The sequence below is a fragment of the Devosia subaequoris genome, from assembly GCF_014197055.1.
In the GTDB taxonomy this organism is placed as follows: Bacteria; Pseudomonadota; Alphaproteobacteria; order Rhizobiales; family Devosiaceae; genus Devosia; species Devosia subaequoris.
On the sequence record NZ_JACIEW010000003.1, the window covers coordinates 24,628 to 37,755 of the forward strand.

Here is a 13,128-nt window from a genome sequence, read left to right on the forward strand (position 1 = left end):
GCCATGCCCAAAGCCAAAATGCCCGTCGCCGTGCTGATCGCCCTCACCGCAGGTCCGGCGCTGGCCATTGGTGTCACGCTTTGGGTGGTCAATGACATGGTTCCTGCCTGCGTCATCACCGAGGCCGAGCGCCTTACCGCGCCCGATGGGGAATATGATCTGGTGACATTCTCCCGCGCCTGCGGCGAGACACCACCCAATATCCAGGCCGCGCTTGTCCCGCCGGGTGAAGAAGTGCCGTTCGATGCCGCCAGCTTCGTCTCTGTCGTCGAAGCCACCGACTTGGCCCCGCGTTGGGGCGCCGAGGGCCAGATCGAGATCACCCTGCCCCAGACCGGCGAAGTGTTGCGTCAGGATGAGACAGTGGCGGACATCACTGTCGTTTATCGCTGAGCCAATCAGGCCTTGCTCGCCTGGTACAGCCGCCAGGCCCAGCCAAACAGGCCGACAGCAAAGATGATCAGCAGAATGCCGCCGATGATCATCGCCACCCAGGCGCTGAGCAGCGGGAACAGCAGCAACAGCAGCCCCAGCAACACATAGGATGCACCTGCAAGCACCACCGGCCAGATCCGCGCATAGCTCTCACGCTCCCGCACGATCACCACGATCTGCATCACGCCGACGACAATCGCCGCCAGCCCCATCAGGGCAGATATGAAGGTCACGGTGAAAATGGTCGCCAGCATGGGGCTTATCAGGATCACCACACCCAGGAGAAGCGAGGCGGCATTGGCCACCACATCGAACCAGTAATTGCCGCTCTTGCCGCCACCGAAAGTCAGGCTCCAAAGCCCCAGCGCCCCGTCGATCAGCAGCAAGATACCGCCGAACAGCAGCAACACCGCCAGCGCCTCCAGCGGCCAGATCACCGCATAGACCCCCGCCGCCAGCATCAGTAGGCCCCGCAACGCCGTTGCCAGTGCAAATCGTTTCTTGGTCTCGGACGAAACAGGCATCTCACTCTCCTCGCGGCGGTCCGCATCCCATTCACGTCAACCAGATTAACCGCACTTGCGGAGTCGCCCAAGCACCAGCCCCCTATAGATTTTCTAAAGCGTCCGAACCAAATTGTGCATTGCGTCAGTTCCCCGTCCATGAAATGAGGCGCAATAGCCTCCTCCCCCTGCGGCCTTGACCATGTCCCTGCCCCTGCTTGCCCTGTTTCTGGCGGCCTTTGCCTTCGGCACGGCCGAATTCGTCATTGCCGGCGTTCTACCAGACGTCGCTTTGGGGCTCGGCGTGTCCATTCCCGTCGCCGGCTACCTGGTTTCCGGCTACGCTATCGGCATCGCCATTGGCGGCCCGGCCCTGGCAGTGCTCACCAAGAAGATGAACCGCAAGCTGCTCGTCCTCGTGCTCGGCGTTGGCTTCACCCTGGGGCAGGCGCTCTGCGCCATCGCGCCGAATTTCGAGCTGCTGCTTCTGGCCCGCATCTTCGTGTCGGTGCTGCACGGCGCCTATTTCGGCATCGCCTTTGTGCTGGCCACCAGCCTCGTTCCACCGGCCCGGCGCGGCTTTGCCATGGCGCTGATTCTTTCGGGCCTGACTGTCTCCAACGTCCTGGGCGTACCGGGCGGCTCGGCGATTGGCACGATGCTGGGCTGGCGCGCCACCTTCTGGGCAGTGGGTCTGCTCGGTCTTGCGGCCACCCTGGTTATCGCCGCGGTCTTGCCCGCCCGCGCCGGTGCCACAGCGTCACAGGGCAGTTTCCGGCATGAATTTGCTGCCCTTGGGCGCCAGCAGGTGTTTCTGGGCTTCACCATCGCCATGCTGGTGATGACCGGGCAATACAGTCTCTTCACCTATATCGCCCCGTTGCTGCTCACCGTCACAGGCGTGGGGAGCGAAGCGATACCGATCATTCTGCTGCTGTTTGGCATTGGCGCCACCATTGGGGTGTTCATCGGCGGGCGCTTGGCCGACTGGCGCCTCATGCCCTCGCTGATCGCCATCCTTACCCTCCAGATGACTCTCTTTGTCAGCCTCTACTTCGCTGCGCCCCACGCCATCCCGATGGCCATCGCCATTATCCTTTGGGGCGGCGCCACCTTTGCCTTTGGATCGCCCCTGCAGTCCCGCATGCTGCTCTGGGCGGCCGACGGCCCAAACCTGACGTCGGCCCTTATTCCTGCCGGCTTCAATATCGGCATCGCCGTTGGCGCCGTCTTGGGTGCAGCGCTGATCGAAGCAGGCCTGGGTTATCGGGCCTTGCCGCTGATCGGTGCAGTCTCGCTCGCCTTCGCCGTGGCGATTGCCACCCTCTCGGCGTTTCTGGAACGCCGCAGCAACGCCGCGCCGCCCCTGCCGACGGGCGTTCCGGCGCAGTGACAAGAATGCGTTAAGCTTTCGCTCACTAGACGGACACTCTCCCGCTCCCCGTAACCATCCATTTTGACATTGGCGTTATGAGAAGGTTTTCGCTGGTCGAGTTCGGCCTGTCTGGTGACCCGACATGATCGATAACGCCTCTTTGCTGATCGGCATTGCCTTTTCCGGGGCCGCCCTCGTTCTGGCGCTCGTGATAGGCTGGCTCAATTCGCGGGCCGAAACCTACCTTATTCACGGCGCAACCGGCATTGGCCTGATCGTATTGGCCATGGTCGCTCTCGGCCTGCGTGGGGACAGCTATACGCTGCTGACCCAGCTCATCCCCTTTCCGGTCATGCTCGCCGGCCTTGCCTATGTCTACTCGGGGTCTCGCCTGTTCAACTACAAGCCGGTGCGCCCGGCACTATGGATCGGTAGTGCCGCGATCATCCTGACGTTCATTCCACTCGCGCTCGGCCTGACCGGCGTCGGCACACTGATGCTCAATTTAAACGCCGGCGTCATACTGGCCCTTTGTGGCCTGGAATGCTGGCGCGGCCGCGCGGATGTCCGCTTGGCCATGGTGGCCAATGCCATCATCTATGGTCTGGTCGCCGCCTCCTTCCTCGCCTGCGCAATCATGCTGCTGGTAGAGGGGCAATGGATACTTGATGGGCCACCCGACAATCTCGCCGAAGACATCAACTCCATCATGTCGCTGGTCGGTCTGACCGGTATTGGCGCCATCACGCTGACCCTGCACCACGCTCGCGCTGCCCGACGGCATCGCATGGAGGCCAATACCGATGCGCTGACCGGCGTCCTCAACCGGCGTGCCTTGTTCCAGGCCTTCAGCGACAACACCCCAACGACCGGCTTGGCCGTGATCATGTTCGATCTCGATTGCTTCAAGCAGATCAACGACCATCTCGGCCACGCTCACGGTGACATGGTGCTCGTCCGCTTTGCTGATGTCCTGCGCAGCGAATTGCGCCACAGTGACATCATTGCCCGCATAGGCGGCGAGGAATTCTGCGCTATCCTGCCCGGTGGTGACCGTGACATGGCAGGGCACGCTGCCGAGCGGGTCAGGCGTGCCTTCGATGATCTGGCCCTGCCCGGCGGCAGCGAGACAGAAACCGCCACCGTCAGCGCCGGTCTCGCTGCCGCCGGCGAGGGTGAAACATTTTCCTCGGTTCTCAGCCGCGCCGACACTGCCCTCTACGGGGCCAAGGAGGCCGGTCGCAACCGTGTGCACATCGCTCCGTTTCGCCTGGTAGCCTGAGCGCGCCTACGCGCTCAGCGCCGCCCGCACCAGTCCGCTCGCCTTGCCAAAATCGATTCGTCCCGGATAGTCCGCCTTGAGCCGGGCAATCACCTTGCCCATGTCCTTGGGCCCCTCAGCGCCGGTAGCGGCAATCGCCGCAGCGATCGCCGCTGCAACCTCCTCGTCACTCAGTCCCTTGGGCAGGAATTCGTTGAGAATATCGATTTCTTCCTTTTCTACCGTGGCCAGGTCGCTGCGGCCCGCCTGGGCATAAATGGCAAAGCTCTCTTCGCGCTGCTTCACCATTTTCTGGATCATGGCCAGAATCTCGTCATTGGTGGCCGGCCCCTTGCCTTCGCCACGATTGGCAATGTCGCGGTCCTTGATCGCAGAATTGATCGACCGCAAAGTCGCGGTGCGCCGCTGATCCCGGGCCTTGAGCGCCAGTTTGAGCCCTTCGCTGATATCTTCGCGCATGTTTCGTCTGGTTCCTTGCCATGCAATTTGTCGCCCCCATATAGGCAACAAACGCAGGCTTCGCCACTTGCGCTGTTGGGCCATGCCTTCTAAGAGGAGGCCTCAACCGACATCATTGCCACGGCTGTGGGCAGGCCTCCCCGCCACCACTCATGCCGCGCGCCCCGACAAACCGAGCTTGGAGACCCAAAGTGACCGGCTGGCAGCAGACCCCCGCGACCGCAGTTCTGATTCTGGCGGACGGCACCCGCCTTGAGGGTTACGGCCTCGGCGCTGTTGGCCACGCAGCTGGTGAAGTGTGTTTCAACACCGCCATGACCGGTTATCAGGAAGTGCTCACCGACCCCTCCTATGCCGGGCAGATCATCACCTTCACCTTCCCCCATATCGGCAATGTCGGCACCAATGACGACGACATCGAGACGGTGAACATGGCCGCCCTCTCGGGCGTCCGCGGCGTCGTGCTCAAGGCCGACATCACCAACCCGTCCAACTACCGCGCTGCAGAAAAGCTCGATGCCTGGCTCAAGAAGCGCAACATCATCGGCATCGCTGGCATCGACACTCGGGCCCTGACCGCACTGATCCGCGAAAAGGGCATGCCCAATGGCGTCATCGTCCATGAGCCAACCGGCCAGTTCGACGAGGGCTCCATTGCCGCCGAACTCAACGCCTTCCCCGGCCTTGAAGGTCTCGACCTCGCCAAGGAAGTCACCACTGCCCAGACCTATCACTGGGACCAGACCAGCTGGCAGTGGAATGTTGGCTACGGCACGCTGGAAAACCCAGAATTCCACGTCGTCGCCATCGATTACGGCGCCAAGCGCAACATTCTGCGCTGCCTCGCCGATCAGGGTGCCAAGGTCACCGTCGTGCCTGCCACTGCTTCGGCAGACGACATCCTGGCCCACAATCCCGATGCGGTCTTCCTCTCCAACGGCCCCGGCGATCCGGCCGAGACCGGCACTTACGCCGTCCCGACCATTCAGAAGCTCATGGAAACCGGTAAACCCATGTTCGGCATCTGCCTTGGTCACCAGCTCATGGGCCTGGCCCTGGGCGGCAAGACCTCCAAGATGCATCAGGGCCATCACGGTGCCAATCACCCGGTCAAGGATCTGACCACCGGCAAAGTCGAGATCACCTCGATGAACCACGGTTTCGCCGTGGATGCCGACAGCCTGCCCGCTGGCGTCACCCAGACCCACGTGTCCCTGTTCGATGGCTCCAACGCCGGCCTCGCCGTCGACGGCAAGCCGATCTTCTCGGTGCAGTACCACCCCGAAGCCAGCCCCGGCCCCCAGGACAGCCACTATCTGTTCACGCGCTTCCTTAATCAGGTTCGCAAGCAGAAGGGCCTGCCCGAAAAGGCCGAATATATTGCGCCGGGCGCCGCGGCCTGATCCACTCGGGATCTCCCCTCGAGTCTCATCAGCAGCACGTCCATGAACAAAGATATCGTTGCAGGCCTCAAGGGCGGCGCGGTCATCGCGCTGTCCGCCTCACCCTTTGCGGTGCTGTTCGGTGCCGTCGCCGTCGATAATGGCCTGACTGTGTTCGATGCGGCACTGATGAGCGCCACCATCTATGCAGGTGCCAGCCAGCTTGTCGGCATTGAGCTGTTCGGCCAGCAGGTCGCCCCCTGGCTCATCGTTCTCTCGATCTTCGCCGTCAATTTCCGCCACATTCTTTATTCGGCCGCCATCGCCCGGCACATTCGCGGCTATAGCCTCTTGCAGAAGGCCATTGCCTTCTTCTTCCTTACCGACCCCCAATTTGCCGAAGCGATCCGTCGCGCCGAACAGGGTAGGCCCCTGACTTTCACCTGGTACATGGCCTTTGCCCTGGTCTTCTATTTCTCCTGGCTGTTCTTTTCGACCCTGGGCGCCTGGTTCGGCTCCATGCTGGGCGACCCAAAGGCCTGGGCCATCGATGTGCTGCTGCCTATCTACTTTCTGGGGCTGGTCCTTGCATTCCGACGCAAGCCGGGTTTCTACCCGGTTGTCGCTGCCAGCATGGTCGGCTCGGTCGCCGGCTACTACTTTGTCGGCTCGCCCTGGCATGTGAGCATCGGCGCCATTTGCGGCGTCCTGGTTGCAGCCCTTCTGCCCCTGCCAGCGCAACCTGTTGCAGCAGAAGTCAGTGAAGAGGCCGCCTCCTGATGGACGATCTTTCCATTCTCTGGCTGATCCTGGCCGCCGCCCTCGCAACCTACGCCACACGGGTCGGTGGCTATGTCCTTATCACCCGCATGCGCACCCTGCCGCCCCGTCTCGAGCAGGCGCTTAACGCTGTGCCAGCGGCCGTGTTGACCACCCTCTGGGCACCGGCCTTCTTCACCAATGGCTGGGATGTGCGCCTCGCCTTGATCGCCGCGGCGCTGGTCAGCCTGCGCTATCCGGGCCTGATCATGCTCGCCGCCGGCTGGGCTGCGGCCATGCTGGCCCGGCATCTATTTGGGCTTTAGTCGCCGCTATTCTCCCTTGAACTGACGCCACGCGAGCCGTTGGTCCCGCGCTCTTGTTCACGCCGCTCGCCCGTTTCCTGCTTGTCCCTGGACTGCGACGCGCCGCTATCTTCGCGGGGCCGCTCGATTTCGTCAGGCTGCGCCGGACCGGTCTTCTGATGTTTGTCCATGTTATCGCTCCACTGGCTGAGCATACTCAACGGATCGCGCCCGATTGAGTTCGCTTCATGCTCGGCATCAGGCCCATTTCTCCAGCACCGGGCCGCCTTGCCCGCCGACCGGATCGCTTTTCGGCAGTGGCACCTGCGCGATCCGTTCATCCGCCCCGGGCCGCTCGCCCGCCTCTCCTCGCATCAGGTCGGCACTGAAACCCGGCGGGTAGGCGCCCACCACCAGAAAATCGTCGCTGGCTTCCAATTTCTTGTGGCCCGTCCCCGCCGGCAGCACGATCACGTCTCCTGCCGAAACCGAGAACTCGCGTCCCTCAGGCCCGCCCAGTAGCAGCCGTGCATGGCCCTGCGCCACGCCCAGGCACTCATGGGTATTGGAGTGATAATGATGGTAGTCATACACGCTCCACCGCCAGGCGCTCGGCCAGCCATTGACGTCAAACAGCGCCTCCAGGGCCTCCGCCGAGGGCGACGAAAGCGCTCCCTTGTAGATTATCGTTGGCAGCACGGTGTTGGGAATGGTGCCGCTATCGGCGAAATGTTCCAGTGTAACTCCAGCCAGGTTGCCTTGCATGTGCGCCTCCGTTGCAGCCCATGCAACGCGCGAGCCCCATCGCTGGTTCGGCTACACATTGCCCGAAAAAGTATCGCAATCGCCCGGATTGCCCGACTGATAGCCCCGTTCGAACCATGCTTGCCGCTGCGCCGACGTGCCGTGGTTGAAGGTCTTGGGTACGGCAAAGCCCTGCATGCGCCTTTGCAAGGTATCATCACCGATCTGGTTGGCGGCGTTCAGCGCTTCCTCGATATCGCCCCTATCAAGCAGGTTTTCCTGTCCCGCATAGTTGGCCCAGACCCCGGCGTAGCAATCGGCCTGCAATTCCACCCGCACCGACCAGGCATTGGCCTCTTCCAGGCTCATCGACTGCCGCGCCTGGTTGAATTCGGGCAAGACCCCGGTCAGGTTCTGGATATGGTGCCCCACTTCATGGGCCAGCACATAGGCCTGGGCAAAATCGCCCGGCGCGCCGAACTGGCGGTGCAATTGGTCATAAAAGGAAAGGTCGATATAGACCTTGCTGTCCCCCGGGCAGTAAAACGGCCCCACCGAGCTGTCCGCTGCTCCGCAGGCTGTGTTCACCGCATCGGTAAACAGCACCACTGTCGGCTCGGGATAGTCTTCCCCGATGGCGGCAAACTGCGCGCTCCACAGATCCTCAGTTTCCTTGACCACCACGCCCACGAAATCGGCCAGCTCGTCCTGCCCCTCCGCTGGAAGCTGTCGCGACGTCGCATTGGCACTCGGCGCACCGCCCGATCCGCCGGAGAGCATGTCCAGGGGATTCTGCCCGGTGGCAAACCAGATGATCCCCAGCACCACCACAATGCCGATCAGTCCCGATATGCCGCCGCGCGAACCACGCCCGCCGGTCGGAATGCGAATGCCGCCGCTGCGTCCCAAACCGCCCAGCCCACCAAGACCGCCGCGCCGCTGCCCGCGTCGATCCTCGATATTGGAGCTGCGCTCCCGACCCCGCCACTTCATCGTCGCGCGCCTTTCACATTTTCATGGACGCTAGCAGTAAGTGAAGTGCGGGGGAACTCGTTCCACGCGGGCATCCCAACGAACGCAAAGCCCACTTCCCTACCAGGGAGAGGTAAGGGCGCCCAGTCCGAAAGGCTTTCGGCGAGCTGGGAGAGGCTATCCCGCCACCTTTGCCACCGTCGCCCGGGCACCTTCGTCGAACAGGCTCTCCAGATGCCCGACGACCACCGCGCGGAATTCCGCATTCCCCGCCAGATCGGCCCCGAACACTTCGCTCAGCCCGACCAGCCCGTCAAACAGCGCCTCGGCATCGTCCCCGGCATCAGCGGCAATTGCATGCATTTTGAGCGCAAGCGGATCGCGCACATCGATCTCACCGCCATCCTCGGCGACGCCGGTCACATAGCGCATCCATGCCGCCACCCCCAGCGCCAGCCGCTTAAAGCCCAGCCCTGCCTTCAAACGGTCGCGGATCGTCCCAAGCAATCTCTGCGGCAGTTTCTGGCTGCCATCCATCGCGATCTGCCAGGTCCGGTGCTTCAGCGCCGGATTGGCGAACCGCTCCAACAACTGATCGCGATAGGCCTCCAGATCGACGCCGGGCATGTCCAGGGTCGGCATGGCTTCTTCGGTCATCAAGTCATGGATGAGCTTTACATAGGCCGCATCGCCCATAACCTCGGCGATATACTCATAGCCCCCCAGGTAACCGGCATAAGCCATGGTCGAATGAGAGCCATTGAGCATGCGCAGCTTCATCAGCTCGAACGGCTCGACATCCTCGACCAATTGCGCGCCCACCGTCTCGAATTCAGGACGCCCGGACGGGAAATGATCCTCGATCACCCATTGGGTGAAGGGTTCGGTCATGATCGGCCAGGCATCTTCCGCGCCGATCAATCCGGCGACCTCGTCCCGGTCCGCATCGGCCGTCGAGGGCACGATGCGGTCCACCATGGTCGAGGGGAAGGCAACAGACTTGATCCATTCCCTAAGTTCGGCATCACGCAACGCGGCAAAGGCGGTCACGATCCGCTTCGCCGTTTCGCCATTGCTCGGCAGATTATCGCAGCTCATTACCGTGAAAGGAGCCACACCCGCCGCCTTGCGTCGCGCCAGCGCCTCCACCAGCATGCCCGGCGCCGATTTCGGCGCTGTCGGATTGTCGAGATCATGCACAATGTCGGCATGCTTCTGGTCCAGTTCGCCAGTTGCCGGATCGTGGCAATAACCCTTTTCCGTGACCGTCAACGACACGATGCGAATGGCCGGATCGGCCATCAGCGTCAGCAATTCCTCGCGTTGCGTATTGGCATCCATCACCGAAAGGATCGAGCCAATGACCCGCGGATGCGTGCCCTCGGCATCGCGCACGGCAATCGTATAAAGCCCGTCCTGCGGCTCCAGCGCCTCCTTGGTGTCTGGCCGGCGAAGGCTGGCCCCGACAATGCCCCAGCTCGGGTCCTTGCCCAGCAGATCGTCGACATAGACCGCCATATGCGCCCGGTGAAATGCCCCGATCCCCAGATGCACGATTCCCGGTGTCACCTTGGCCCGGTCATAGCCAGGCACTTTCGTGCCCTTGGCGAGTGTGGCAAGGCTGGCTGTGTTGAGGCGCGGGCTGGACACGGAAAATCTCCTCGAGACATGCGGCTTCCATCTTGTATGGAAGTTTGACGCAAGATAGAGCCTCTTTAGTGGCAAGCCCTTGCCGGAGCAAGCCCGCACCGTCATAACCCCGTTGAAGTTCAGGAGGAAATCCGTGGCCAAACGCATCGTCTCAATCGGGGAATGCATGATCGAGATGAGCGGTGGCGAAGACCGCACCTATCGCCTCGGCTATGCCGGCGACACGCTCAACACCGCCTGGTACCTCCGCGCCCTGCTCGATAAGGACTGGTCGGTCGACTACGTCACCGCTCTTGGTCAGGACCGCTACTCGGCCGACATCCGCGCTTTTCTTGATGGCAACGGCATCGGCACCGGTCACATCCAGACCATTTATGATCGCCGTCCCGGCCTCTACATGATCCACCAGGAAAACGGCGACCGGCACTTCACCTATTGGCGCGACAGCTCCGCTGCCAAGCTGCTGGCCGACGACAAGTCTGCGCTCGCCAATGCCGTCGAAGGCGCCGAACTGGTCTATTTCTCCGGCATTACCCTGGCCATCCTTGCCCCCCGCGCCCGCGGCCGCCTGCTCGGCGCCATCGTCAAGGCACGCGACAATGGCGCCAGGATTGCCTTTGACACCAATCTCAGGCCTGCCCTCTGGTCCTCTCCCCGCGTCATGGCCGGCGTGCTGACGGCCGCCGCCAGCCTGTGCGACATCGTCCTGCCCACCCATACCGATGAAGCGCCGCTGTTTGGCGACAAGACCATCGACGATACCGCCGACCGCTATCTCGAACTCGGCGTCGAGGAAGTCGTGGTCAAGGACGGCGCCGGGGATGCCCTGATCGCCACCGCCAGCGAGCGGGTCCGCATCGCGCCGCCCCCAGGCACCAATGTGGTCGACGCCACCGGCGCTGGCGACAGCTTCAACGGCGCCTATCTCTCAGCCCGCCTAAATGGCAGATCCCTGCACGACGCCGCCGCCGCTGCCCACCGCACCGCCGGCATCGTCATCGGCCACAAGGGCGCTCTGGTGGATCCAAAGCTGGTTCAATAGACAAGTCTGACCTGCCCCGCTTCTGCGCGAGGAAAGTGTTCGTCATCAAACTGTCATAAATTGACCAACCGGTAAAAACTTCATAGCGTCTCCATCCAGCCGTCATGCGCTCGTCACTTGAGCAAGGCATGAGCGGTCTGCTCCCCGTGGACGGGGAAGCGCCAAGAACCGGTCGAAAACCGGCCGCCGGGAGCACGCCCCCGGCAAAGCGGCACTTCATTGGAGACGATCAAATGAACTTCTTCCCATCCATTTCCCGGCGCAGCTTCCTGGCCGGTTCGGCGAGTGTTGGCGCCATGGTCGCCATGCACCCCTTTGCTGCCATGGCGCAGGCCAACCAGGCCCATCTGCGCATCATGGAAACGACCGATATTCACGTCGCCATCCTGCCTTACGACTATTATGCCGACGCTCCCAACGACACGATGGGTCTGGCGCGCACCGCCGCCATCATCGAACAGATCCGCGCCGAGGCCGGCAATGCCGTGCTGTTCGACAATGGCGATCTGATTCAGGGCAACCCGATGGGCGATTACATGGCCTATGAAAAGGGCCTCGATCAGGGCGACATTCACCCCGCCGTCGCCGCGCTCAACACCTTGGGCTACGACGCCGCCACCTTGGGCAATCACGAATTCAATTATGGCCTGGAGTTCCTCGACCGGGCGCTCGAAGGCGCCAATTTCCCGCTGGTCTCAGCCAATCTGGTGCGTGGCACGGAACTGGGCGATAACCCGCTTGAGGACGATACCTATCTCGAGCCCTACCGCATCTTTGAAAAAGAACTGACCGACGGCTCAGGCGCCACCCACACGGTCAAGATCGGTGTCATCGGCTTCCTGCCGCCGCAGATCATGACTTGGGATGCCACCCACCTGACCGGCAAGGTCGCCGTGCGCGACATCGTCGAGACTGCCGAGGCCTGGGCGCCCAAGATGCGCGAAGAAGGCGCCGACATCATTGTCGCCCTTTCCCATTCGGGCATCGACGGCGGCGAATATGTCCCGGGCATGGAAAATGCCTCGTTGCAGCTTGCTGCGGTCGAGGACATCGATGTCGTCCTGACCGGCCATCACCACCGCGTCTTCCCGGGCCCCGACTACGCCGACGTGCCCGGCGCTGATATCGAAGCTGGCACCCTCAATGGCAAGCCGGCGGTGATGCCCGGTTTCTGGGGCTCACACATGGGCCTGGTCGATCTGCTGCTCGAAGTCGATGAGGCAGGCAAGTGGGCCGTGGTATCCCACACCTCCGAAGCGCGCCCGATTTTCGAACGCGTCGAGCGCGAGAACATCCCCACGGTGGAATCCGAGCCTGAGGTCGAAGCCTCGGTTGCTGAAGAGCATCAGGAAACGCTCGACTACATCCGCCGTCCGGTTGGCGAAACGGCTGCACCCCTGCACTCCTACTTCGCCCTGGTCGCCGATGACCCGTCGGTGCAGATCGTCTCCCAGGCCCAGTCCTGGTACATTGAGCAGATGATGAAGGGCACCGAATGGGAAAGCCTGCCGATCCTGTCGGCCGCGGCCCCCTTCAAGGCCGGTGGCCGTGGCGGCCCGGATTACTACACCGACGTGCCGGTCGGCCCGGTCGCCATCAAGAACGTGGCCGATCTCTATCTCTACCCCAACACCATCCAGGCTCTGGTGGTGACCGGCGCCGATGTGAAGAACTGGCTCGAACGCTCCGCCGGCATCTTCAATCAGGTTGAAGCCGGTGCAACAGATGCCGATCTGATCAATCCCGACTTCCCGTCATACAATTTCGACGTAATCGACGGCGTGACCTACAAGATCGACCTCACCCAGCCTTCCAAATATTCTTCCGACGGCAAGGAAGAGATCAATCCCGACGCCAACCGCATCGTCGACCTGATGTATGACGGCGCCCCGATTGACCCGGAGGCCAAATTCGTCATCGCCTCGAACAACTACCGCGCTGGCGGCGGTGGCTCCTTCCCCGGTACCGGTGCCGAGAACATCATCTTCATCGGACCCGATACCAACCGGGACATTATCGTCCGCTACATCATCGAAAACGGCACCATCAACCCAAAGGCAGACAGCAATTGGTCACTCGCCCCGATCGGCGACACGACCGTGCTTTTTGCCACCGGGCCAAAAGCCGCCGATAAGGTCGCTGACGTTACTGCGGTCAGCATCGAGGCGACCGGCGAAACCGACGAAGCCGGCTTCGGCATCTACCGCATTACGCTCTAGG

The 13,128-nt window shown here is 62.4% G+C and carries 14 protein-coding genes; 8 read left to right on the plus strand and 6 right to left on the minus strand.

Annotated features, from left to right (window positions below; genetic code table 11):
• The first annotated feature begins 3 nt into the window (after positions 1–3).
• Positions 4–393, plus strand: a complete 390-nt coding sequence (locus GGR20_RS06850; RefSeq protein WP_183310510.1) for a hypothetical protein — start codon at positions 4–6, stop codon at positions 391–393.
• A 5-nt stretch (positions 394–398) separates the two neighbouring features.
• Here GGR20_RS06850 and GGR20_RS06855 read toward each other — a convergent pair whose 3' ends face one another.
• The gene (locus tag GGR20_RS06855) at positions 399–959 is read right to left on the minus strand and encodes a DUF308 domain-containing protein (RefSeq protein ID WP_183310511.1); all 561 of its coding nucleotides are present in this window, start codon (positions 957–959) and stop codon (positions 399–401) included.
• A gap of 181 nt (positions 960–1,140) precedes the next feature.
• On the opposite strand from GGR20_RS06855, the gene GGR20_RS06860 reads away from it, so the two are divergent.
• Together GGR20_RS06860 and GGR20_RS06865 are read left to right on the plus strand one after the other, a co-directional pair.
• Positions 1,141–2,331 (plus strand): MFS transporter, encoded by a 1,191-nt coding sequence (locus GGR20_RS06860; protein WP_183310512.1) that lies wholly within the window; start codon positions 1,141–1,143, stop codon positions 2,329–2,331.
• Positions 2,332–2,455: 124 nt separating this feature from the next.
• Positions 2,456–3,595, plus strand: a complete 1,140-nt coding sequence (locus GGR20_RS06865) for a GGDEF domain-containing protein (RefSeq protein WP_183310513.1) — start codon at positions 2,456–2,458, stop codon at positions 3,593–3,595.
• Between the two features lie 6 nt (positions 3,596–3,601).
• Here the strand turns inward: GGR20_RS06865 and GGR20_RS06870 are convergent, their stop codons facing one another.
• A complete protein-coding gene (locus GGR20_RS06870; RefSeq protein ID WP_183310514.1) occupies positions 3,602–4,054 on the minus strand; it encodes a GatB/YqeY domain-containing protein in 453 nt (150 codons plus the stop codon).
• A gap of 152 nt (positions 4,055–4,206) precedes the next feature.
• Between GGR20_RS06870 and carA the strand changes: the two genes are divergently transcribed.
• From carA to GGR20_RS06885, 3 genes are read left to right on the plus strand one after another with little or no spacing between them, the layout of a single operon-like run.
• Positions 4,207–5,457 carry a glutamine-hydrolyzing carbamoyl-phosphate synthase small subunit gene (carA, locus tag GGR20_RS06875; RefSeq protein WP_183310515.1) on the plus strand — a complete coding sequence of 417 codons (1,251 nt, stop codon included), beginning with the start codon at positions 4,207–4,209 and terminating at the stop codon, positions 5,455–5,457.
• Between the two features lie 42 nt (positions 5,458–5,499).
• A complete protein-coding gene (locus GGR20_RS06880; protein WP_183310516.1) occupies positions 5,500–6,216 on the plus strand; it encodes an AzlC family ABC transporter permease in 717 nt (238 codons plus the stop codon).
• Complete coding sequence (locus tag GGR20_RS06885; protein WP_183310517.1) at positions 6,216–6,521, plus strand: branched-chain amino acid transport AzlD family protein; 306 nt, start codon at positions 6,216–6,218, stop codon at positions 6,519–6,521. Before GGR20_RS06880 ends, GGR20_RS06885 begins: the two co-directional genes overlap by 1 nt.
• Here the strand turns inward: GGR20_RS06885 and GGR20_RS06890 are convergent.
• From GGR20_RS06890 to GGR20_RS06905, 4 genes are all read right to left on the minus strand, one after another.
• Entirely contained in the window at positions 6,518–6,691 is a 174-nt protein-coding gene (locus GGR20_RS06890; protein WP_183310518.1) for a hypothetical protein, read from the minus strand. The two genes, GGR20_RS06885 and GGR20_RS06890, sit on opposite strands and share 4 nt — an antisense overlap.
• 67 nt (positions 6,692–6,758) lie before the next feature.
• Positions 6,759–7,265: a cupin domain-containing protein gene (locus GGR20_RS06895; RefSeq protein WP_183310519.1), complete on the minus strand. Its 507-nt coding sequence runs from the start codon at positions 7,263–7,265 to the stop codon at positions 6,759–6,761.
• A 51-nt stretch (positions 7,266–7,316) separates the two neighbouring features.
• Complete coding sequence (gene ypfJ / locus GGR20_RS06900; protein ID WP_183310520.1) at positions 7,317–8,237, minus strand: KPN_02809 family neutral zinc metallopeptidase; 921 nt, start codon at positions 8,235–8,237, stop codon at positions 7,317–7,319.
• A gap of 156 nt (positions 8,238–8,393) precedes the next feature.
• Positions 8,394–9,866: a mannitol dehydrogenase family protein gene (locus tag GGR20_RS06905; protein ID WP_420827433.1), complete on the minus strand. Its 1,473-nt coding sequence runs from the start codon at positions 9,864–9,866 to the stop codon at positions 8,394–8,396.
• 133 nt (positions 9,867–9,999) lie between these two features.
• Between GGR20_RS06905 and GGR20_RS06910 the strand changes: the two genes are divergently transcribed.
• Positions 10,000–10,908: a PfkB family carbohydrate kinase gene (locus GGR20_RS06910; RefSeq protein WP_183310521.1), complete on the plus strand. Its 909-nt coding sequence runs from the start codon at positions 10,000–10,002 to the stop codon at positions 10,906–10,908.
• Between the two features lie 233 nt (positions 10,909–11,141).
• Complete coding sequence (locus tag GGR20_RS06915) at positions 11,142–13,127, plus strand: bifunctional 2',3'-cyclic-nucleotide 2'-phosphodiesterase/3'-nucleotidase (protein ID WP_183310522.1); 1,986 nt, start codon at positions 11,142–11,144, stop codon at positions 13,125–13,127.
• Position 13,128 lies beyond the last annotated feature (1 nt).

Coding starts and splice junctions, on each gene's coding strand:
- GGR20_RS06850 (WP_183310510.1), top strand. CDS start 4: ATGCCCAAAGCCAAAATGCCCGTCGCCGTGCTGATCGCCCTCACCGCA.
- GGR20_RS06855 (WP_183310511.1), bottom strand. CDS start 959: ATGCCTGTTTCGTCCGAGACCAAGAAACGATTTGCACTGGCAACGGCG.
- GGR20_RS06860 (WP_183310512.1), top strand. CDS start 1,141: ATGTCCCTGCCCCTGCTTGCCCTGTTTCTGGCGGCCTTTGCCTTCGGC.
- GGR20_RS06865 (WP_183310513.1), top strand. CDS start 2,456: ATGATCGATAACGCCTCTTTGCTGATCGGCATTGCCTTTTCCGGGGCC.
- GGR20_RS06870 (WP_183310514.1), bottom strand. CDS start 4,054: ATGCGCGAAGATATCAGCGAAGGGCTCAAACTGGCGCTCAAGGCCCGG.
- carA (WP_183310515.1), top strand. CDS start 4,207: ATGCCGCGCGCCCCGACAAACCGAGCTTGGAGACCCAAAGTGACCGGC.
- GGR20_RS06880 (WP_183310516.1), top strand. CDS start 5,500: ATGAACAAAGATATCGTTGCAGGCCTCAAGGGCGGCGCGGTCATCGCG.
- GGR20_RS06885 (WP_183310517.1), top strand. CDS start 6,216: ATGGACGATCTTTCCATTCTCTGGCTGATCCTGGCCGCCGCCCTCGCA.
- GGR20_RS06890 (WP_183310518.1), bottom strand. CDS start 6,691: ATGGACAAACATCAGAAGACCGGTCCGGCGCAGCCTGACGAAATCGAG.
- GGR20_RS06895 (WP_183310519.1), bottom strand. CDS start 7,265: ATGCAAGGCAACCTGGCTGGAGTTACACTGGAACATTTCGCCGATAGC.
- ypfJ (WP_183310520.1), bottom strand. CDS start 8,237: ATGAAGTGGCGGGGTCGGGAGCGCAGCTCCAATATCGAGGATCGACGC.
- GGR20_RS06915 (WP_183310522.1), top strand. CDS start 11,142: ATGAACTTCTTCCCATCCATTTCCCGGCGCAGCTTCCTGGCCGGTTCG.